This is a genomic window from Paracidovorax wautersii (assembly GCF_031453675.1).
Classification (GTDB): Bacteria; Pseudomonadota; Gammaproteobacteria; order Burkholderiales; family Burkholderiaceae_C; genus Paracidovorax.
On the sequence record NZ_JAVIZX010000001.1, the window covers coordinates 2,772,615 to 2,793,365 of the forward strand.

General features: G+C 68.2%; 16 protein-coding genes and 1 tRNA gene. 10 read left to right on the top strand and 7 right to left on the bottom strand.

The features are described 5' to 3' along the window. Positions 1-6: 6 nt before the first annotated feature. On the bottom strand, positions 7-846 hold the full coding sequence (locus QE399_RS12505) for a thymidylate synthase (RefSeq protein WP_309829116.1): 840 nt from the start codon (positions 844-846) through the stop codon (positions 7-9). 115 nt (positions 847-961) lie between these two features. Here QE399_RS12505 and QE399_RS12510 point away from each other — a divergent pair, with 115 nt between their 5' ends. Next, positions 962-1,492 (top strand): hypothetical protein, encoded by a 531-nt coding sequence (locus tag QE399_RS12510; RefSeq protein WP_309829117.1) that lies wholly within the window; start codon positions 962-964, stop codon positions 1,490-1,492. A 34-nt stretch (positions 1,493-1,526) separates the two neighbouring features. Here QE399_RS12510 and QE399_RS12515 read toward each other — a convergent pair whose 3' ends face one another. Then, on the bottom strand, positions 1,527-2,951 hold the full coding sequence (locus QE399_RS12515) for an FAD-binding oxidoreductase (RefSeq protein ID WP_309829118.1): 1,425 nt from the start codon (positions 2,949-2,951) through the stop codon (positions 1,527-1,529). A gap of 115 nt (positions 2,952-3,066) precedes the next feature. On the opposite strand from QE399_RS12515, the gene QE399_RS12520 reads away from it, so the two are divergent. Beyond that, complete coding sequence (locus QE399_RS12520) at positions 3,067-4,020, top strand: LysR family transcriptional regulator (RefSeq protein WP_309829119.1); 954 nt, start codon at positions 3,067-3,069, stop codon at positions 4,018-4,020. Positions 4,021-4,053: 33 nt separating this feature from the next. Here QE399_RS12520 and QE399_RS12525 read toward each other — a convergent pair whose 3' ends face one another. Beyond that, the gene (locus QE399_RS12525; protein ID WP_309829120.1) at positions 4,054-4,464 is read right to left on the bottom strand and encodes a DUF2069 domain-containing protein; all 411 of its coding nucleotides are present in this window, start codon (positions 4,462-4,464) and stop codon (positions 4,054-4,056) included. An 84-nt stretch (positions 4,465-4,548) separates the two neighbouring features. Here QE399_RS12525 and QE399_RS12530 point away from each other — a divergent pair, with 84 nt between their 5' ends. Continuing rightward, the gene (locus tag QE399_RS12530) at positions 4,549-5,820 is read left to right on the top strand and encodes a YihY family inner membrane protein (RefSeq protein WP_309829121.1); all 1,272 of its coding nucleotides are present in this window, start codon (positions 4,549-4,551) and stop codon (positions 5,818-5,820) included. Between the two features lie 73 nt (positions 5,821-5,893). Here QE399_RS12530 and hpnE read toward each other — a convergent pair whose 3' ends face one another. From hpnE to hpnC, 4 genes are all read right to left on the bottom strand, one after another. Then, positions 5,894-7,216 (bottom strand): hydroxysqualene dehydroxylase HpnE, encoded by a 1,323-nt coding sequence (gene hpnE, locus QE399_RS12535; protein ID WP_309829122.1) that lies wholly within the window; start codon positions 7,214-7,216, stop codon positions 5,894-5,896. Continuing rightward, a complete protein-coding gene (locus QE399_RS12540; RefSeq protein WP_309829123.1) occupies positions 7,213-7,986 on the bottom strand; it encodes a hypothetical protein in 774 nt (257 codons plus the stop codon). The genes hpnE and QE399_RS12540 overlap by 4 nt, the downstream gene beginning before the upstream one ends. Before the next feature lie 70 nt (positions 7,987-8,056). After that, positions 8,057-8,896, bottom strand: a complete 840-nt coding sequence (gene hpnD, locus QE399_RS12545) for a presqualene diphosphate synthase HpnD (RefSeq protein WP_309829124.1) — start codon at positions 8,894-8,896, stop codon at positions 8,057-8,059. A gap of 133 nt (positions 8,897-9,029) precedes the next feature. Then, positions 9,030-9,917 carry a squalene synthase HpnC gene (gene hpnC / locus QE399_RS12550; protein WP_309829125.1) on the bottom strand — a complete coding sequence of 296 codons (888 nt, stop codon included), beginning with the start codon at positions 9,915-9,917 and terminating at the stop codon, positions 9,030-9,032. A 152-nt stretch (positions 9,918-10,069) separates the two neighbouring features. Between hpnC and QE399_RS12555 the strand changes: the two genes are divergently transcribed. The 7 genes from QE399_RS12555 (at position 10,070) to lon (ending at position 20,683) form a co-directional block, all read left to right on the top strand. After that, positions 10,070-11,338 (top strand): efflux RND transporter periplasmic adaptor subunit, encoded by a 1,269-nt coding sequence (locus tag QE399_RS12555; RefSeq protein WP_405044103.1) that lies wholly within the window; start codon positions 10,070-10,072, stop codon positions 11,336-11,338. Positions 11,339-11,347: 9 nt separating this feature from the next. Then, positions 11,348-14,491, top strand: coding sequence for an efflux RND transporter permease subunit (locus QE399_RS12560; protein WP_309829127.1), 3,144 nt, complete (start codon positions 11,348-11,350; stop codon positions 14,489-14,491). A gap of 92 nt (positions 14,492-14,583) precedes the next feature. Further along, positions 14,584-14,670, top strand: a tRNA-Leu gene (locus tag QE399_RS12565). A 52-nt stretch (positions 14,671-14,722) separates the two neighbouring features. Next, positions 14,723-16,036, top strand: coding sequence for a trigger factor (gene tig, locus QE399_RS12570; protein ID WP_309829128.1), 1,314 nt, complete (start codon positions 14,723-14,725; stop codon positions 16,034-16,036). A gap of 116 nt (positions 16,037-16,152) precedes the next feature. Beyond that, a complete protein-coding gene (gene clpP, locus QE399_RS12575; RefSeq protein ID WP_309829129.1) occupies positions 16,153-16,761 on the top strand; it encodes an ATP-dependent Clp endopeptidase proteolytic subunit ClpP in 609 nt (202 codons plus the stop codon). Between the two features lie 100 nt (positions 16,762-16,861). Beyond that, positions 16,862-18,127: an ATP-dependent Clp protease ATP-binding subunit ClpX gene (gene clpX, locus QE399_RS12580; protein WP_309829130.1), complete on the top strand. Its 1,266-nt coding sequence runs from the start codon at positions 16,862-16,864 to the stop codon at positions 18,125-18,127. Between the two features lie 123 nt (positions 18,128-18,250). After that, positions 18,251-20,683 (top strand): endopeptidase La, encoded by a 2,433-nt coding sequence (gene lon, locus QE399_RS12585; RefSeq protein ID WP_309829131.1) that lies wholly within the window; start codon positions 18,251-18,253, stop codon positions 20,681-20,683. The last annotated feature ends 68 nt before the right edge of the window (positions 20,684-20,751 follow it).

Consider the following 20,751-nt stretch of genomic DNA (forward strand, 5'->3'; position numbering starts at 1 on the left):
CCGTCCTCATACCGCCACCGGTGCCTTGATGGCCGGGTGGTGTTCGTAGCCCTGCACCTCGAAGTCCTCGAACCGGTAGTCGAAGATGGAAGCGGGCTTGCGCAGGATGCGCAGCGTGGGGTACGCGAACGGCGCGCGCGACAGCTGCAGCGCCACCTGCTCGGCGTGGTTGCTGTAGATGTGGCAGTCGCCGCCAGTCCAGATGAAGTCGCCCACATCCAGGTCGCACTGTTGCGCCACCATGTGCGTGAGCAGGGCGTAGCTGGCGATGTTGAACGGCACGCCCAGGAAGATGTCGGCGCTGCGCTGGTAGAGCTGGCAGCTCAGTTTGCCGCGCTCGCCGGGCGCCTGCGGCGGGGCCACGTAGAACTGGAAGAACGCATGGCACGGCATGAGGGCCATCTTGTCCAGATCGGCCACGTTCCAGGCGCTGACGATGATGCGGCGCGAGTCGGGGTTCTTCTTCAGCGTGTCGATCACCTGGCTGATCTGGTCGATGTGGCCGCCATCCGGCGTGGGCCAGCTGCGCCACTGCACGCCGTAGACGGGGCCCAGGTCGCCGTCCGCGCGCGCCCATTCGTCCCAGATCGTCACGCCCCGTTCCTTCAGCCAGTGGTTGTCACTGGAGCCGGTGAGGAACCACAGCAATTCCACAATGATGGATTTGAGGTGCACCTTCTTGGTCGTCACCAGCGGAAAGCCTTCGTTCAGGTCGAACCGCATCTGGTGGCCGAAGACGCTTTTCGTGCCGGTGCCCGTGCGATCGCCCTTGGCCACGCCGTGGGTGGCCACGTGGCGCATGAAGTCTTCGTACTGGGAGCGGATGGGGCGGGCGTGGTCGGTCATGACGAAGGCGGAAGGGCTGAGGGCGAAACGCGCGATTTTAGGCCGTGGCGCCGGGCGGCGCAGGCGGCGGTAAGCTCGCCCCTTTGCCTGACCGTTGACCGAAGGAATTCCTGCCATGCGTTCGTCCCCGTCCCTTGCCCCGCACCGTTGCGCATTGCTGGCCGGCCTGTCGTGTGCTGTGCTTTTGGCGGGCTGCGGCGCCACGGCGCCTGCAGCGCCCGCCGCTGCGGGGGCGGCTACCACCGCGGCACCCGCAACGGCAACGTCTGGCGCGCCGGCCGCGAACCGCTGGGCCAGCCTGGAGGCGCAGGTGGGGCGCCGCCCTTCCGGCGGCACAGACTTCCTGCGCACAGGGCCGCTGGCCGAGCGGCTGCGCGGCCTGATGGGCGAGGTGAACTACCCCGTCTTGCTGGACAACCTGGGCGTCAGCGGCCCGCTGCAGCGCGATGGCAAGCTGCTGTTCATCATCGGCAACCGGCCGCACCAGGGTGGTTCGGAAGAGGCGGCCGTGGTGATTCACCCCGCTGCGGATGCGGTACGGGTGTGGCTGCTCACCGGCGGCGAGGAATGGGACGTGCAGGACCAGGGCACGCCGGTGCCCCTGCCGGCCGACGTGCTGACGATGCGGGAGAACGCGCGGCGCTGAGGGCGGGGTAGCGGGGCAGCGGCCCGCTGCGCGTTCAAACCGCAGGCAGCACCCGTCCCGGGTTCATCAGCCCCTGCGGGTCCAGCGCGCCCTTGATGGCGCGCATCATGGAAAGCGCCACGGGCGACTGGTACTTCTGCAGCTTGTCCACCTTGAGTTCGCCCACGCCGTGCTCGGCGGAGAACGAGCCGCCGAACTGCGCCACGGCCTCGTAGACCAGGTGATTGACGCGGTCCTCCTGCTCGCGCAGGAAGGCCTTGGGGTCGCCGTCGGCCGGGGCCTGCACGTTGTAGTGAAGGTTGCCATCGCCCAGGTGGCCGAAGTTGACCAGGCGCACACCGGGGATCTCGCGCTGCAGCAGCGCGTCGGCGTATTCCACGAAGGCCGGAATGCGCGGGATCTGCACCGAGATGTCGTGCTTGATGTTCAGCCCTTCCTCGGCCTGGGCCAGCGGAATGTTCTCGCGGATATGCCAGAGCTGGTGGGCCTGGGCGATGTTCTCGGCCACCACGGCATCCTGCACGCAGCCGGCGTCGAACGCCGTTTCGAGCAGCGCCTCGAAGCGCGCGCGGGCGTGCTCTTCGGATTCGCTATCGCTGTTTTCCAGCAGCACGCCGTAGGGCACGTCGTCCTGGTCGATGAAGGGCACGCGCAGCTGCGGCATGTGCTTGGCGACCAGGCTCAGGGCAAAGCGGCCCATCACCTCGAAGCCCGTGAGGCCTGCGCCCAGATGCTTGTGCGCCAGGGCCAGCAGTTGCACGGCATGCGCCATCGACGGCACGGCGGCCCAGGCCGTCAGGCTGGCGGCGGGCTGGGGGTAGAGCTTCATCGTCGCGGCGGTGATGATGCCCAGCGTGCCTTCGCTGCCGATGAACAGGTCGCGCAGGTCGTAGCCCGTGTTGTCCTTGCGCAGGCCCTTCAGCCCATCCCACACCTCGCCGTGCGGCGTGACCACTTCCAGGCCCAGGCACAGGTCGCGTGTGTTGCCGTATCGCACGACCTGGGTGCCGCCGGCATTGGTCGCTAGGTTGCCGCCGATGGTGCAGCTGCCCTCGGCCGCCAAGCTCAATGGGAACAGCAGGCCGGCCTTCTCGGCCGCCTCCTGCAGGTTCTGCAGGATGCAGCCGGCCTCGACGGTCATGGTGAGGTTGTCGGTGTCCACGCTGCGCACGGCGTTCAGGCGTGTCAGGCTGAGCAGCACCTGCGTGCCCGTCGCGTCGGGGATCGATCCCACGGCCAGGCCGGTATTGCCGCCCTGGGGTACCAGGGCCGTACCGTTCGCGGCGCAGGCCTTCACCACGGCGGCCACCTCGGCCGTGTTGCCGGGCCGCACCACGGCCAGCGCCTTGCCGCGCGAGCGGCGGCGCCAATCCTGTTCCCACGCGGTGAGGTCGCCCTCGGTCAGCACATGGGGGGCGCCGACGATGGCGCGCAGTTGGTCGATGAAGGGCTGGGTCATGGCGTGAAGTCTCGGTGGTCGATGCGCAGCGATCCATGGCGTGGAAAGCGCTGTGCGAAGCCTGTGAGCCTAAGGCCAGACTAGACTCAAGGCAATTTGAATAATTCGCAGGGTTATGCCGGTGCTTCCGAATAATGTCAGCCTGCGCCAGCTGCGCGCCTTCCAGGAGGTGGCACGCAGCAGCACATTCGCCGCCGCGGCGCGCCAGCTGCACATCACGCAGTCGGCCCTGTCGGAGTCCATCCGCCAGCTGGAAGAGGCCGTGGGCGTGCGGCTGTTCGACCGCACCACCCGCTCGGTGGGGCTCACGGCCGGCGGCAGCGCGTTCCTCGAAGACGTGCAGCAGTCCCTGGCGGCGCTGGAGCAGGGGCTGCGCCGCATGGACGACCTGGCCTCGCTGCGCGGGGGCGAGGTGCGCATTGCCGCGGCGCCGTCGGTGCTGGCGGCCATCGTGCTGCCGGCACTGCCTGCCCTGCAGCGCAGCCACCCGCACATCCAGGTGCAGTTGTTCGAAGAGGTCGCCAGCACGATCACGCGGCTGGTGCGCGAGGGGCAGGTGGACTTCGGCATCAGCGGCTGGCACCCCACGGCGCAGGGCCTGGAGGCGCAGCCGCTGCTGCGCGACCCTATGGGCCTGCTGGCGCGCGCGGACGATCCGCTGCTGCAAGGGCCCACGCTGCAGGCGTCGCAGCTGGCGGGGCGCGACTGCATCGGGCTGACGGAAGACACGGCTATCAGCCAGTTGCTCCAGTCCGGTGAAAGCCTGCCCGACAGCGTGCGGCGGCCGCGGCTGCGCGTTTCCCACACGCTTCTGCTGTGCCAGGCGATCCGCCTGGGGCTGGGCGTGGCCGTCATGCCTGCGCTGACCGCGCAGCACCCGCTGCTGGGCGATTTGCGTTTCCGTCCGCTGGCAGCGCCGCACATCGCACGGCGCATCATGCTGCTGCAGCGGCCGCGGCGTTCCCTCTCACCCGCGGCGCGGGTGTTCTTCGATGCGATCGCCCTGCAGGCGCGCACCGTGGCCGGCTACCCGGGCATCGCACTGGACGGGGCGCAGGGCGCGGAGTAACCCGCCCCCTCTACCCGTCCCTTTACCCCTCCGCTACCCAGCGGACGGCGTGCCCGCCTGGGCGGCCGCGCGCGCATGGCGCTGGCGCAGCCGCACGTGCAGCGCGCAGGCCGTGAACAGGCCCAGGCACAGGATGACCTCCACCAGGGCCAGCCAGCGGCCGGGGGCCGGGTCGCTCCATGCGCGCACGACACCTTCCGTGAAATACAGCCACACCACCAGGCTGACCCAGCGGTAGGTGTACATGCGCCGCTTGAGCAGCCCGGCCAGCGGAACCGCCAGCGGCAGGGCCTTGAGCGCCAGCCACGACCCGCCCGGGCGCAGGGGCGCGAGCCACAGCTCCCACGCCAGGCACAGCACGATAAGGCCCAGCAGGCTGCCCACGGCCAGCCACCGCGTGGCGGCGACGTCGGTGGCGGGAGAGGGGTCGGAGGGAGCGTTCATGGAGCGATGCCGCCGTGGGGCGGCGGCGGGATTCTTTGGGTGCGGGCCCGGCGGGGCGTTGCCGAATCGGGGATCATATCGGCCATGTCGCAGACCCTACAGTCCACCGCCGCACGCCTGGAAGCCTGGCTGGTGGACCTATCGCACTTCCCCTGGCGCACCACCGCGCACACGCTGCGCGAGCGCTTTCGCGAAGACCGCCTGGGCCTGACGGCCAGCAGCCTCACCTTCACCACGCTGCTGGCGCTGGTGCCGTTCGTCACCGTGGCGCTGGCGGTGTTCACCGCGTTTCCCATCTTCGGGAAGATGCAGTTCGTGCTGCAGCGCTGGCTGGTGGACAGCCTGGTGCCGGACAGCATCTCGCGGCCCGTGCTGGGCTATCTCACCCAGTTCGCGGCCAAGGCCAGCGGGCTGGGCGTGGCGGGGTTCTCCATCCTGCTCGTCACCGCGCTGGCGCTGATCCTCACCATCGACCGCACGCTCAACAACATCTGGCGGGTGCGGCAGCTGCGGCCGCTGGGGCAGCGGGTGCTCATCTACTGGGCGGCCATCACGCTGGGGCCGCTGGTGCTGGCGGCCAGCCTGGCGCTGACGACCTCCATGGCCTCGGCCGCCTCGCGCGGCATCGGCGAGACGCTGCCGGGCAGCGCGCGCTTCCTGTTCGACTCCATCGAGTTCTTCGTGCTGGCCGCCGGCATGGCGGCGCTGTACCGCTACGTGCCCAACACGCAGGTGAGCTGGCGCCATGCCTGGGCCGGCGGGGTGTTCGTGTCGGTGGGCATCGAGGTGGCCAAGAAGGTGCTGGGGCTGTACCTGGCCTCCGTGCCTACGTACTCGGTGCTGTACGGCACCTTCGCCACGCTGCCGATCCTGCTGCTGTGGGTCTATGTGGCCTGGGTCATCGTGCTGCTGGGGGCCGTGGTTGCCGCCTACCTGCCCAGCCTGCTGGCGGGCGTGGCGCGGCGCCCCAGCGGGCCGGGCTGGACCTTCCAGCTGGCGGTGGAGGTGCTGCTGCAGCTGCACCGCGCCCGCCAGGGCCCTGAGCGCGGCTTCACGGCGCCGCAGCTGGCGCAGCGGCTGCGCGTGGATGTGCTGCAGCTGGAGCCCGTGCTGGAGGCCCTCACGGCGCTGGACTGGGCGGTGCAGGTGAACGAGACCGCGTCCGGCGCGCTGGACACGCGGCAGTCGCGCTATGTGCTGGTGGCCGACCCGGCCGCCACGCCGCTGCAGCCGCTGGTGCAGCGCCTGCTGATCGAGCCGGCCGACAGCCTGGAGCGTTTCTGGGGGCACACGGGGCTGGCGGTCGTCACGCTGGCAGATGTGCTGCCCCGCGCCCAGCCGCCAGCTATCACTTGATTGCTATAGATGTAATAGCTGCTTGCGCTGGTGGAATAAGCGCTGCAGGCCATTTTTGCTTGGATATCGAGGCCTAGGCGCTGCCCAGCACCTGCGCTGCCGCGGTGCCGCTGAGCACGGCCCCCTCCAGCGTGGCGGGGTAGGGCCCGTCGATGTAGTCGCCGCAGGCCCATAGCGCCAGCCCGGGTGCCGGCTGCAGCGCCGGACGCTGCAGGTCCGGCAGGCAGGCGAACGTCGCGCGCTTTTCCACCACCGTCTGCACGATCTCCAGCGGCGCCAGCCCCAGCTGCTCGGCGGCCTGCTGGCGCACCTGGGCTTCGAGCGTGCTGCGTTCGCCCTCGAAGGCGCTCACCACGAAGGCCAGCAGCCCGGCCGGCCCGCCCAGCGGCTGGCGGTCGAAGACGAATTGGGCCGGTTGGCCCGGGCCGCTGCGCAGCGCCACCATGGGCCCGGGCAGCACCGGCCCCCGCGCGGCGGGATGGCGGGCGTAGACCGTGGCGATGGCGGTGAAGGGCAGGGCCTGGGCGCAGGCGGCCCAGGCCGCGAGCGCCATCCCGTGCGGCGACTGGGCAGGCAGCGTGGCTGCGGCCGTGCCGGCCAAGCGGGCCGCTTCGGTGCTGGTGGTGGCCAGCACCACGGCATCGAAGGCTTCGCCGTCCAGCAGCCAGCCGGGTTGGGGCTGCGCGGCCTGCAGCGCTGCCACGCGGCGGCCCAGGTGCACGGTGTGGCCGTGCGCGCGCAGCCACTGCGCCGCGGGCTCGGGCAACAGGGCGCCCAGGTCCACGCGCGGCAGCAGCAGGTGGGAGCCGCCGCGCCCGCTGAACAGGCTGTCGCGCAGCACGCGCAAGAAGACGCGCCCGCTGGACTGCGCGGCCGGCGTGTTCAGGGCCGAGACGCACAGCGGATCGATGAACTCCTGCTGCAGCCGCGCCGGCAGGTGGGCGCACAGATCGGCCACCGTGGACTGCGGCCCGCAGGTGAAGCCGCCCAGGCGCCAGGCCGCCGCCGTGCGCAGCAGCGCCAGCCGCTCGCCCCACGACCAGCCGCGCGCACGGGCGATGCCCACCAGCGCATCCCAGGGCGGGGGCAGGTCGGGCAGGCGTAGCCCGGTGCCGTCGGCGAAGGGCAGGGCCAGCGGCATGCGCAGCAGCGCATCGCGCTCGGCCACGCCCACGCTGCGCATCAGGCGCAGGCATTCGGCGTAGGCGCCGATGAGGATGTGCTGGCCGTTGTCCAGCGTGAGCGGCGTGCCGTCCTGCGCGGGTACGGTGAGCGCCCGCGCCCGCCCACCCACGGTGCGCGCGGCCTCGAAGACGGTGACGGCATGGCCTTGCCGGGCGGCGCCCAGCGCGGCGGCCATGCCGGCCCAGCCCGCGCCGACGACGGCGACCTTCATGGCTTGGGCGAAGGGGCCGCGGGCGCGGGCCGCGCGCTGCTGCACATGGCGGCCTGCTCGGCCTCCAGCCCGGCCGGTGCGGCGGACTGGCAGCGCTGCTGCAGATTCTGCTGGGCGCTGCGGTTGCCCGCGCCCGCCGCATGGGCCAGCAGCCGCAGCGCGTGCAGCGACAGCTCGGCGCTTGTCGACAGGCCGGAGGCTGCGGGTGCGCCGGCGGCCACGGGTGGGGCGGCTGCGGCGGCGGGGGGCGTGGCCTGCGTGCCCTGCAGCGTCTTGGCGCCGTGCGCCGGCGGCATGCGCTCCACGGCCGTGAAGTCGCCCGTCTTGCCGGCACGGGCCATCAGGTCCTGGTAGAGCTGCACCATGTGCGAGGTATCGGCTTCGGTCAGCGACTTCGCCGGCTTGGAGAGGTAGCGCGCCACCTCGGGCGGCAGGGCGTTGGCCGACAGCGTGGTGTGCGCCAGGCTGCCCTCGGCCAATGGCGCCTTGCCGGCCCGCCGCGCCGCGTCGTCTGCGGCCAGCACGCCCTTGGCACCCACGCCCGCCAGTTCTGCGCCGCCGGCCGCTGCCGTACCGGCCACGGCCGCCTTGCCCGCGGTGCCGGCGGCCCCCGCCGACTTGCCGGCGCTGGCGGCCTTGCCCGCCTTGCCCAGTAGGCCCCAGAACGCGTGGCTGGGCGTGGCCGGCAGCAGCAGGCTGGCAGCCAGCAGCGCGGCGGCCAGGCCCTGGAGGCGGCGATGAGGTGCGGCGGAGCGCGGCATGGAAGTCATGGGGCAAAACCTCGGGTGAATCCCGCGAAGCGGGGCGCAGGCCGCAGCGGCGGCCGGGGGGCGTAGCGGGCTACATGCGGCCCAGGGCCTGCATCTTCCACGCCAGCCACAGCTTGCGCAGCGGCGTGAGCGCGATGCGCTGGTGCAGCACCTGGAAGTTCTCGTGCTCGATCTCGCGCAGCAGCGTGCGGTAGATGCTGGCCATCATCAGGCCCGGCTTCTGGGCACGGCGGTCTTCGCGCGGCAGCAGGGCCAGCGCCTCGTCGTACAACTGGTGCGCACGCTCGGCCTGGAAGCGCATCAGCGCGGTGAAGCGGTCGGAGTACTGGCGCTTGAGGATCTCGTGCGCCTTCACGTCGAACTGCTGCAGCTCCGACACGGGCAGGTAGATGCGGCCCAGCATGGCGTCCTCGCCCACGTCGCGGATGATGTTGGTGAGCTGGAACGCCAAGCCCAGCTTGTGCGCGTACTGCGTGGTGGCTTCCTGCGTCTGGCCGAAGATGCGGGCCGCCACCTCCCCCACCACGCCGGCCACCAGGTGGCAATAGCGCGTGAGGCCGGCGAAGTCCAGGTAGCGGGTCTGCTCCAGGTCCATGTGGCAGCCGTCGATCACGGCCTGCAGATGGCGCTCTTCGATGCCGTAGGTGGCGGTGTGCGGCATCAGGGCCTGCATCACCGGGTGCGTGGGCTGGCCGGCGAAGGACTTGGCCACCTCGGCCTGCCACCAGGCGAGCTTGGTGCGCGCCACACCGGCGTCGGACACTTCATCCACCACGTCGTCCACCTCGCGGCAGAAGGCATAGAAGGCGGTGATGGCCGCGCGCCGCGGCGCGGGCAGGAACAGAAAGGCGTAATAGAAGCTGCTGCCGGAGCCGGCGGCTTTTTGTTGGACGTACTGTTCCGGGGTCATAGGGGGCGGATTGTCCCATGGCAGCGCCCGCTGCCCTGGCGCATTTGAAGTGTTTTGGGCCTCTGGCGCAGGTGGGACGGGCGCGGGCAGCTATGTTTTTTGATGCGTAGGGGTTACAGGGCGGCGCACCGGGTCACATGCGCACTGCGCGCGCCAGCATGCGCACCCCGTCCAGCGGGCCGAGCGTGGGACGCGTCTGCAGGCTGCCGCCGTTCAGCGCCTGCACCTTGTCGAGGATGCGCAACCCGCCCTGCACGACCAGGCGCAGCTCCCAGCCGACGCGGCCGGGCAGGCGGCGCACCAGCGGCGCGCCCTGCAGCATCAGCGTGCGGGCCCAGTCCGCGCAGTCCATCACCAGCGCGTCGGTCTGCGGCGTGCGCCGCAGCGCTGCCAGCGTGGTCCGGTCCACACCGTGCGCGGCGCAGTCGGCGTCGGTCAGGTAGTGGCGGCAGCGCGGCAGGTCCACGCTCAGGTCCTGCCAGAAGTTGATCAGCTGCAGCGCGGAGCAGATGGCATCGCTCTGTGCCAGGGCCGGCCCGTCGTGCACGCCGTACAGATGCAGCAGCAGGCGGCCCACGGGGTTGGCGGAGCGGCGGCAGTAGTCCAGCAGCTGGGCGCGGTCGGCGTAGGTCGCCTGGTCGCGCGAGAAGGCGACGTCCTGGAGGAAGGCATCCAGCAGATCGTCCAGCAGCGGCACCGGCAGCGCATGGGTTCGCTGCACGGCCTGCAGGGGCGCGAAGACGGCCGTCCAGCGGGGGGCTAAGGGTTCCCCGGCGGCCATGGCGTGCAGTTGCGCGCGGTAGGCGGTCAGGTCGGCCAGGCGGGCGTCGGGCGTGGCGTCGCCTTCGTCGGCCAGGTCGTCGGCCGTGCGCGCGAAGGCATAGATAGCGGCAATCGGCTGGCGCAGATGCGGGGGGCACAGCAGCGACGCGACGGGAAAATTCTCGTAATGCGTCACGGGCGGCGCCAGAGGCGCGACTGGCGGGGTTGTTGGGGGGCGGGGTGATTCGGGGGCTTGCACGCCGGGATTGTCGCGCTTGACAACCCGGGATGGCTTCTCATAGATTACTAACCAGTCAGTCAGTAATAACATCCAGGGACTCTTCCATGACCAGCATCTTTGCGCCGCGCAGCCCGCGCCGGCCGGTTTTTGCGCATCGGCAGGGCGCGTCGATGGAAGAGGGGCTGCCGTCTGCGGCGCAGCCCAGCCGAGGGGCCGCTGGCCGTCCCCGATCCCGTGCGCTGGGCGGTCTGCTGATCGCCGCCGCGGTGCTGGCGGGCTGTTCGCGCCCGGCGCCGCCGGCCGAGCCGATACGTTCCGTCAAGCTGGTGACGGTGGGCGCCGCGCCGCTGCATTCCCAGCTCGAATACTCCGGCGAGGTGCGGGCCCGCGTGGAGTCGCGGCTGGGCTTTCGCGTGGCGGGCAAGATCGTGCAGCGCCAGGCCGAACTGGGCCAGCGCGTGCAGGCCGGCCAGGTGCTGGCCCAGCTCGACCCGCGCGACTATGAGCTCGCCGCCGAGGCCTCCCGCGCTCAGGTGGCGGCCGCCCGCACGCAGCGGGACCTGGCCGCTGCGGACTACCGTCGCTATGCGGCGCTGAAGGCGCAGAACTTCATCAGCGGCGCCGAGCTGGAGCGCCGCGAGGCGTCGCTCAAGTCGGCCCAGTCCTCGCTCGACCAGGCCCAGGCGCAGCTGGCCTCGCAGGGCAACCAGGCAGCCTACACGCGCCTGGTGGCGGATGCGTCCGGCGTGGTGACGGGCATCGATGCCGAGCCGGGCCAGGTCGTAGCCGCAGGCACGCCCGTGGTGCGCATTGCCCAGGACGGGCCGCGCGACGTGGTCTTCGTCGTGCCGGAGGACCGGGTGGCGCGCGTGCGCCCCGGCCAGTCCGTGGCGGTGCGCCCATGGGCGGGCGGCGCGGCGCTGGCCGGCCGCGTGCGCGAGGTGGCCGCCAGCGCCGACCCGGTGACGCGGACCTTCCAGGTGAAGGTCGCCGTGGAAGGCGCCGATGTGCCCCCGCTGGGCGCGACGGTCTACGTGGCGCCGCAGGCGCTGGAGCCTTCTGCCACGCAGCCCGTGCTCAAGCTGCCCACCAGCGCGTTGCGCCAGGAGGGCGGGCAGACGGCCGTGTGGGTGTACGAGCCCGCCAGCAGCACGGTGCGTTCGCAGCCGGTGGCGGTGGCCACGGCGGACGGCAACGAGGCCGTGATCGCCTCCGGGCTGCAGCCCGGCATGCAGGTGGTCTCGGCCGGCGTGCATGTGCTGACTGCAGGGCAGAAGGTGCGCATCTATCAGCCAAAAGGGGCTCCGGCGCTTGAGCAGCAAGCGCAGGGTGCTATGAAAAGCGGAGCTGATGGCGCGGGGCAGTCTTCTGCCGCGCCTGCGTCGTCCGCTGCTTCGGCGGCATCCCATGCCGCCGGCGCAGCCAGCGTCGCCAGATAAGGGCCCGCCATGTCGCAGACACCGACGAAAGAGGGCTTCAACCTCTCGAAGTGGGCGCTGGAGCACGCGGCCCTCACGCGCTACCTCATGGTGGTGCTGATGGTGCTCGGCTTCGCCGCGTACTTCCAGCTGGGGCAGGACGAGGATCCGCCCTTCACCTTCCGCGCCATGGTCGTGCGGACCTACTGGCCCGGCGCCACCGCGCAGCAGGTGGCCGAGCAGGTGACCGACAAGATCGAGCGCACGCTGCAGGAAGTGCCGTACGCCGACAAGATCCGCAGCTACAGCAAGCCGGGCGAGTCGCAGGTGATCTTCGAGCTGAAGGACTCTTCCAAGCCGGCCGAGGTGGCCAACGTCTGGTACACGGTGCGCAAGAAGATCGGCGACATGCGCTACCAGCTGCCGGGCAACATCCAGGGCCCGTTCTTCAACGACGAGTTCGGCGACGTCTTCGGCGTGATCTACGCGCTGCAGGGCGACGGCTTCAGCTATGCCGAACTGAAGGACTTCGCCGACGACGTGCGCCAGCAGCTGCTGCGCGTGAAGCATGTGGCCAAGGTCGAGCAGTTCGGCGTGCAGGACGAGAAGGTCTGGATCGAGGTCTCCCAGAAGCGCCTGGCGCAGCTGGGCCTGGATTTCAACGCCGTGCTGCAGCAGCTGGGCGCGCAGAACGCCGTGGAGAGCGCCGGCACCATCCAGGCCCCGCAGGACGTGGTGCAGGTGCGCGTGGGCGGGCAGTTCACCGATGTGGAGCAGCTGCGCGCCATGCCGATCCGCGGCAGCAGCGGCAACCAGCTGCGTCTGGGCGACATCGCCGAGGTGCGGCGGGGCTACGCAGACCCGCCGTCGGTCAAGGTGCGCTTCCAGGGCCATGAGGTCATCGGCCTGGGTATCGCCATGGCCAAGGGGGGCGACATCATCGCCATGGGCGAGGCCTTGCGCACGGCCGCGGCTCGGATCCAGCAGACGCTGCCGGCGGGCATGACGCTGGCCCAGGTGCAGGACCAGCCGGCGGCCGTGTCCACGTCGGTCAACGAGTTCGTGAAGGTGCTCATCGAGGCGGTGGTGATCGTGCTGGCGGTGAGCTTCATCTCGCTGGGCCTGCACAAGGGCGGGCGCTTCGGCTGGCACATCGACTACCGGCCCGGGCTGGTGGTGGCCATCACCATTCCCATGGTGCTGGCCGTGACCTTCCTGGCCATGCACTACTTCAACATCGGGCTGCACAAGGTGTCTTTGGGCTCGCTCATCATCGCGCTGGGGCTGCTGGTGGACGACGCCATCATTGCGGTCGAGATGATGGTGCGCAAGATGGAGGAGGGCTACGACAAGGTCAGCGCCGCCACCTATGCCTACGACGTGACGGCCAAGCCCATGCTGACGGGCACGCTGATCACTGCGGCCGGCTTCCTGCCCATCGGCATCGCCAAGTCGGCCACCGGCGAATACACCTTCGCCATCTTTGCCGTGACGGTCATCGCGCTGGTGCTGTCATGGCTGGTGTCGGTGTACTTCGTGCCCTACCTGGGCACGCTGCTCCTCAAGGTGAAGCCGCACGACCCGAACGCCCCGCCGCACGAGCTGTTCGACAGCCCCTTCTACAACCGCTTCCGCAGGACCGTGGGCTGGTGTGTGGAGCACCGCTGGCTCACCATCGGCGCCACGGTGCTGATCTTCGCGCTGGGACTGGTGGGCATGGGCCGGGTGCAGCAGCAGTTCTTTCCGGATTCGAGCCGGCCCGAGATCATGGTCGACCTCTGGTTCCCCGAGGGCACCTCGTTCTCCGAGAACGAGGCCGTGGCCAAGCGCCTGGAGCAGCGGCTGATGCAGGAGCAGGGCGTCGAGAACGTGGCGACCTGGATCGGCTCCGGCACGCCGCGCTTCTACCTGCCGCTGGACCAGGTGTTCCCGCAGACCAACGTGTCGCAGTTCATCGTCCTGGCCAAGAGCCTGCCCGAGCGCGAGGCCATCCGGCTGCGGCTGCCGCAGGTGCTGGCCGAGGAATTTCCCGAAGCCCGCGGGCGCGTGAAGCTGCTGTCCAGCGGCCCCCCGGTGGCCTACCCCGTGCAGTTCCGCGTCATCGGCAGCGACCCGGCTGCACTGCGCCGGCGTGCGGACGAGGTCAAGGCGGTGATGCGCGGCAACAGCAACCTGCTGGGCGTGAACGACAACTGGAACGAATCGGTCAAGGTGATCCGCCTGGAGGTGGACCAGGACAAGGCACGCACCCTGGGCGTGACCAGCTCGAGCATCGCCCAGGCGTCGCGCACCATGTTCTCGGGCAACACGGTAGGGCAGTACCGCGAGAACGACAAGCTGATCGACATCGTGCTGCGCCAGACCCCGGACGAGCGCGAGGCCATCTCTGACATCGGCAGTGCCTATGTGTCCACGGCATCGGGCCGCGCCATTCCGCTCGCGCAGATCGCCAAGCCCGTCTTTACCTGGGAGCCGGGCGTGATGTGGCGCTGGAACCGCAACTACGCCATTACGGTGCAGGGCGACATCGCGGAAGGCCTGCAGGGCGCCACGGTGACCGAGCAACTGCTGCCGCGCCTGCGCGAGCTGGAATCGAAGTGGCATGCCGAGGGCGACACCGGCATCCGCGTCGAGGTGGCGGGCGCCGTCGAGGAAAGCAGCAAGGGCTCGTCGTCCATCGTGGCCGGCATTCCCATCATGCTGTTCATCGTCTTCACGCTGCTGATGCTGCAGCTGCACAGCTTCAGCCGCTCGCTGCTGGTGTTCCTGACGGGGCCGCTGGGCATCGCGGGGGTGGCGGCCGCACTGCTGCTGCTCAACCGGCCGTTCGGTTTCGTCGCCTTGCTCGGCGTGATCGCGCTCATGGGCATGATCCAACGCAATTCGGTGATCTTGATCGACCAGATCGAGCTGGACCGCGCGGCCGGCGTGCCCACGTGGAACGCGATCGTCGAGGCAGCCGTGCGCCGGCTGCGGCCTATCGTGCTCACGGCCGCGGCAGCGGTGCTGGCCATGATCCCGCTCTCGCGCAGCGTGTTCTGGGGCCCGATGGCCGTCGCCATCATGGGCGGCCTGATCGTGGCGACGGTCCTGACGCTGCTGGCATTGCCGGCCATGTATGCGGCCTGGTTCCGCGTGCGCAGGCCCGATCCGGAGCCCGTCCAGGGCGGCTGATCGGAAACGGTCTGCCGACAGGGTAAAATCTAAGGTTGACCAATTTCACACAGATGGCTGGCCCTGCCTGCCGCCTGTTTGTCTGAAGAAATGCGCGGGTGGCGAAATTGGTAGACGCACCAGGTTTAGGTCCTGACGCCAGCAATGGTGTGGGGGTTCGAGTCCCCCCCCGCGCACCACGCTGCGGCTGCTTCGGCACCGCGAGCGGAATCCATTCATATAGGAAGAGCCATGGCAGTTACTGTTGAAACCCTTGAAAAGCTCGAGCGCAAGATCACCCTGAGCTTGCCCGTCACCGCGATCCAGTCCGAAGTCGACGTTCGCCTCAAGCGCCTGGCCCGTACCGTCAAGATGGACGGCTTCCGTCCCGGCAAGGTGCCCATGAGCGTGGTGGCCCAGCGCTACGGCTATTCCGTGCAGTACGAAGTGCTGAACGACAAGGTCGGCGAAGCCTTCGCCCAGGCGGCCAACGAGGCCAACCTGCGCGTGGCCGGCCAGCCCCGTATCACCGAGAAGGACGGCGCTCCCGAAGGCCAGGTGACCTTCGACGCCGTGTTCGAAGTGTTCCCCGAAGTCAAGATCGGTGACCTGTCGGATGCCGAAGTCGAGAAGCTGTCCGCCGAAGTGACCGACAGCGCCATCGACAAGACGGTCGACATCCTGCGCAAGCAGCGCCGCTCGTTCGCCCAGCGCGCACAAGGCACGCCCGCTGAAGACGGCGACCGCGTGACGGTGGACTTCGAAGGCAAGATCGACGGCGAGACCTTCGCCGGCGGCAAGGCCGAAGACTTCCAGTTCCTGGTCGGCGAAGGCCAGATGCTCAAGGAGTTCGAGGACGCCGTGCGCGGCATGAAGGCAGGCGAGTCCAAGACCTTCCCCCTGGCGTTCCCTGAGGACTACCACGGCAAGGACGTGGCCGGCAAGACGGCTGACTTCCTGGTGACGGTCAAGAAGATCGAAGCTGCCCACCTGCCCGAAGTGAACGAGCAACTGGCCAAGTCCCTCGGCATCGCCGACGGCACGGTGGAAGGCCTGCGCGCCGACATCAAGAAGAACCTGGAGCGTGAAGTCAAGTTCCGCGTGCTGGCCCGCAACAAGCAGGCCGTGATGGATGCCCTGGTGTCCAAGGCCGAACTGGATCTGCCCAATGCCAGCGTGCAGGCCGAGATCGCCCGCCTGCTGGAAGGCGCCCGTGCCGATCTGAAGCAGCGCGGCATCAAGGACGCCGACAAGGCCGAGATTCCCGAGGACGTGTTCCGTCCCCAGGCCGAGCGCCGCGTGCGCCTGGGCCTGGTGGTGGCCGAGTTGGTGCGCGCCAACGAACTGCATGCCAAGCCCGAGCAACTGAAGGCCCACATCGACGAGCTGGCAGCCAGCTACGAGAAGCCGGAAGACGTGGTCCGCTGGTACTTCGGCGACCGCCAACGCCTGGCCGAAGTCGAGGCCGTGGTCATCGAGAACAACGTGACCGACTTCGTGCTGAGCAAGGCCAAGGTCTCCGACAAGGCCGTCTCGTTCGACGAACTGATGGGACAGCAGGGCTGATGCCCTGCGCCGGGGAGGCCGGATGGCCGACCTGGCACCGATTCGGGGGGCTTGTGCTTTCGGGCGCAAGCCCCAAGTCATTTCTGGGTACAGTATCCGACTGATTGGAGAAACACATGAGCGCACTGGAAACACAGGCCCTGGGAATGATCCCCATGGTCATCGAGCAGTCTGGCCGTGGCGAGCGGTCCTTCGACATCTATTCGCGCCTGCTGAAGGAGCGCATCGTCTTCCTGGTGGGCGAGGTCAACGACCAGTCGGCCAACCTCGTGGTGGCTCAGCTGCTGTTCCTGGAGAGTGAAAATCCGGACAAGGACATCTCGTTCTACATCAACTCGCCCGGCGGCAGCGTTTCTGCCGGCATGTCGATCTACGACACCATGCAGTTCATCAAACCCGACGTCTCCACCATGTGCCTGGGATTCGCCGCCAGCATGGGGGCGTTCCTGCTGGCCGCGGGTGCCAAGGGCAAGCGCTTCTCGCTGCCGAACTCGAAGATCATGATCCACCAGGTGCTCGGCGGTGCCCGTGGCCAGGCGACGGACATTGAGATCCACGCACGGGACATCCTGCGTACCAAGGACCAGATGAACCGCATCCTGGCCGAACGGACCGGTCAGCCCCTGGAAAAGGTCAAGACCGACACGGAGCGCGACTACTTCCTGACGGCCGACGAGGCCAAGGAATACGGCATCGTGGACGAGGTGATCGCCAAGCGCCCCTGAGCGTTTCGCGTCTGCCGCGCGGCGTTTTCCCCCAGGGAAAGCGCCGCTTTTTATTTCGTTATCATCTTGACAACTTCCCTTGTCATAAGGCACTGCCCCCATGGCCGAGAAAAAAGGCTCTTCCAGCGAAAAAACCCTTTACTGCTCTTTCTGCGGCAAAAGCCAGCACGAGGTAAAGAAGCTGATCGCCGGTCCGTCTGTCTTCATCTGCGACGAGTGCATTGACCTGTGCAACGAGATCATCCGCGACGAGTTGCCCACGGGTGAGAGCGCGCGCGAGGGTCGCAGCGATCTGCCGACGCCATCCGAGATCAAGACGAACCTCGACAACTACGTGATCGGCCAGGACGTTGCCAAGCGGACCTTGTCCGTCGCGGTGTACAACCACTACAAGCGCCTGCGCCACAAGGACAAGGCCGGCAAGGACGATGTCGAGCTGTCCAAGAGCAACATCCTGCTGATCGGCCCCACGGGGTCGGGCAAGACGCTGCTCGCACAGACGCTGGCACGCATGCTGGACGTACCGTTCGTCATGGCGGATGCCACCACGCTGACCGAAGCCGGTTATGTGGGGGAGGACGTCGAGAACATCGTCCAGAAGCTGCTGCAAAGCTGCAACTACGACGTGGAACGCGCGCAGCGCGGCATCGTCTACATCGACGAGATCGACAAGATCTCCCGCAAGTCGGACAACCCCAGCATCACGCGCGACGTGTCGGGCGAGGGTGTGCAGCAGGCGCTGTTGAAGCTGATCGAAGGCACGATGGCCAGCGTGCCGCCCCAGGGCGGGCGCAAGCATCCCAACCAGGACTTCCTGCAGATCGACACGACCAACATCCTCTTCATCTGCGGCGGCGCCTTCGCCGGCCTGGAAAAGGTCATCGAAAGCCGCACCGAGGCATCGGGCATCGGCTTCGGAGCCTCCGTCAAGAGCAAGAAGCAGCGCTCGCTTACCGAAGTGTTCACCGAAATCGAGCCGGAGGACCTGATCAAGTTCGGTCTGATTCCCGAACTGGTCGGCCGCATGCCCGTGGTGACGGCGCTGGCGGAGCTCAGCGAGGACGCGCTCGTGCAGATCCTGACCGAGCCCAAGAACGCGTTGGTCAAGCAATACAGCAAGCTGCTGTCGATGGAAGGCGTGGATCTGGAAATCCGCCCAGCCGCGTTGAAGGCCATCGCCCGCAAGGCGCTGGCGCGCAAGACCGGCGCCCGGGGCCTGCGGTCCATCCTGGAGCAGTCCCTGATCGGGACGATGTTCGATCTGCCCAACGCCACCAATGTGGAAAAGGTCGTGGTGGACGAGTCCACGATCGAAGAGAGCAAAGCGCCGTTACTCGTCTACCGCGAGGCGGCAAAGAAGGCCTGAGAGCCTGCGGGCAGGGCGGACGACGGCCCGCCTGCCTTCTCCCTCTTCGGCGGCGGCACCGCCGGGGTGGGTTGAAAAGAATTGTTTGCGGACCATATTCCACAGAGTTACATGAGGATCACCATGTCCGGACACACTCCCTTGCCACCCACCCCCATCGATCTGCCCCTGTTGCCTCTGCGTGACGTGGTGGTGTTTCCTCACATGGTGATCCCGCTGTTCGTGGGCCGCCCCAAGAGCATCAAGGCGCTTGAGCTGGCCATGGACGCGGACCGCCGCATCATGCTGGTGGCGCAGAAAACGGCGGCCAAGGACGAGCCCCAGGTGGCCGACATGTTCGACGTGGGTTGCATCTCCACGATCCTGCAGATGCTCAAGCTGCCTGATGGCACCGTGAAGGTGCTGGTCGAGGGGCAGCAGCGCGCGCTGGTGGCCTCCATCGACGATGGCGAGACCCACTTCACCGCCACCGTCACCCCGGTCCAGGCCGGCGAGGAAGAGCACAAGCCGAGCGAGATCGAGGCGCTGCGCCGCGCCGTGATGCAGCAGTTTGACCAGTACGTCAAGCTCAACAAGAAGATACCTCCAGAGATCCTGACCTCAATCTCCAGCATCGATGATCCCGGCCGGCTTGCCGACACCATCGCGGCCCACCTGCCGCTCAAGCTGGAGAACAAGCAATTGGTGCTTGATCTCTCCGACGTGAAGCTGCGCCTGGAGAACCTGTTCGAGCAACTCGACCGAGAGGTCGACATCCTCAACGTCGACAAGAAGATCCGCGGTCGCGTGAAGCGGCAGATGGAGAAGAACCAGCGCGACTTCTACCTCAACGAGCAGGTGAAGGCCATCCAGAAGGAACTGGGCGAGGGTGAAGAAGGCGCGGACATCGAAGAGATCGAGAAGAAGATCAAGGCCGCCAAGATGCCCGCCGAGGCGCGCAAGAAGGCCGACGCGGAGTTCAAGAAGCTCAAGCTCATGTCGCCCATGTCGGCAGAAGCCACCGTGGTGCGCAACTACATCGACGTGCTGACCGGTCTGCCCTGGGCCAAGCGCACGAAGATCAAGCACGACCTGGCCAATGCCGAGGGCGTGCTGAACGAAGACCATTACGGCCTGGACAAGGTGAAGGACCGCATCCTCGAGTACCTCGCGGTGCAGCAGCGCGTGGACAAGGTCAAGGCGCCCATCCTGTGCCTGGTGGGGCCCCCCGGCGTGGGCAAGACCTCGCTTGGCCAGTCCATCGCGAAGGCGACGGGCCGCAAGTACGTGCGCATGGCGCTCGGCGGCATGCGCGATGAGGCCGAGATCCGCGGGCACCGCCGCACCTACATCGGCGCCATGCCGGGCAAGGTGCTGCAGAGCCTGAACAAGGTTGGCACGCGCAATCCGCTGTTCCTCCTCGACGAGATCGACAAGCTGGGTACGGATTTCCGCGGCGACCCTTCCAGCGCGTTGCTCGAAGTGCTCGATCCTGAGCAGAACAGCAAGTTCGGCGATCACTATGTGGAGGTCGACTTCGATCTGTCCGACGTGATGTTCGTGGCCACGTCCAACTCAATGAACATTCCGCCGGCCCTGCTGGACCGCATGGAAGTGATCCGCCTGTCGGGCTACACCGAAGACGAGAAGACCAACATCGCCATGAAGTACCTGCTGCCCAAGCAGATGACGAACAACGGCGTGAAGGACGAGGAACTGCAGGTCACCGAGTCTGCCGTGCGCGATGTGGTGCGCTACTACACCCGTGAGGCCGGCGTGCGTTCGCTGGAGCGCGAGCTGTCCAAGATCTGCCGCAAGGTGGTGAAGGGCCTGCAGCTGAAAAAGCTGGAACCCCAGGTCGTGGTGACCGCTGACAACCTGCCCGACTACCTGGGCGTACGCAAGTACACCTACGGCCGCGCGGAGCAGCAGAACCAGGTAGGCCAGGTCGTAGGCCTCGCGTGGACCGAGGTGGGCGGTGATCTGCTGACCATCGAGGCGGCCAGCATGCCCGGCAAGGGCGTCATCACGCGCACCGGTTCGCTGGGCGATGTGATGAAGGAATCGGTCGAGGCCGCACGGACCGTGGTGCGCAGCCGGGCACGCCTGTTGGGCATCAAGGACGAGGTCTTCGAGAAGCGGGACATGCACATCCACGTGCCCGACGGTGCGACGCCCAAGGACGGCCCGAGCGCGGGCGCCGCAATGACGACCGCCTTCGTGTCGGCGCTGACGGGTATCCCTGTGCGCGGCGACGTGGCGATGACCGGCGAGATCACCCTGCGCGGCGAGGTCACGGCGATCGGCGGCCTCAAGGAGAAGCTGCTCGCAGCCCTGCGTGGCGGCATCCGCACGGTTCTGATTCCGGAAGAGAACGTCAAGGATCTGCAGGAGATCCCGGACAACGTGAAGAGCGGCCTGGAGATCATTCCCGTCAAATGGATCGACAAGGTGCTCGAGGTGGCGCTGGAGCGCAAGCCCATCGCGTTGACGGAGGATGAAGTAGCTGCAGCCGCCGTTCCGGCCCCTGAGCCTGCCAAGGCTGCGGGAACGGCCACGGGGTCGGTCAAGCACTGAGCGCGGAAGCCGCCGCGATTTCTTCGCGGCGGCCTAAAAATGCGCTACAATTCATCCATCGACGCAAA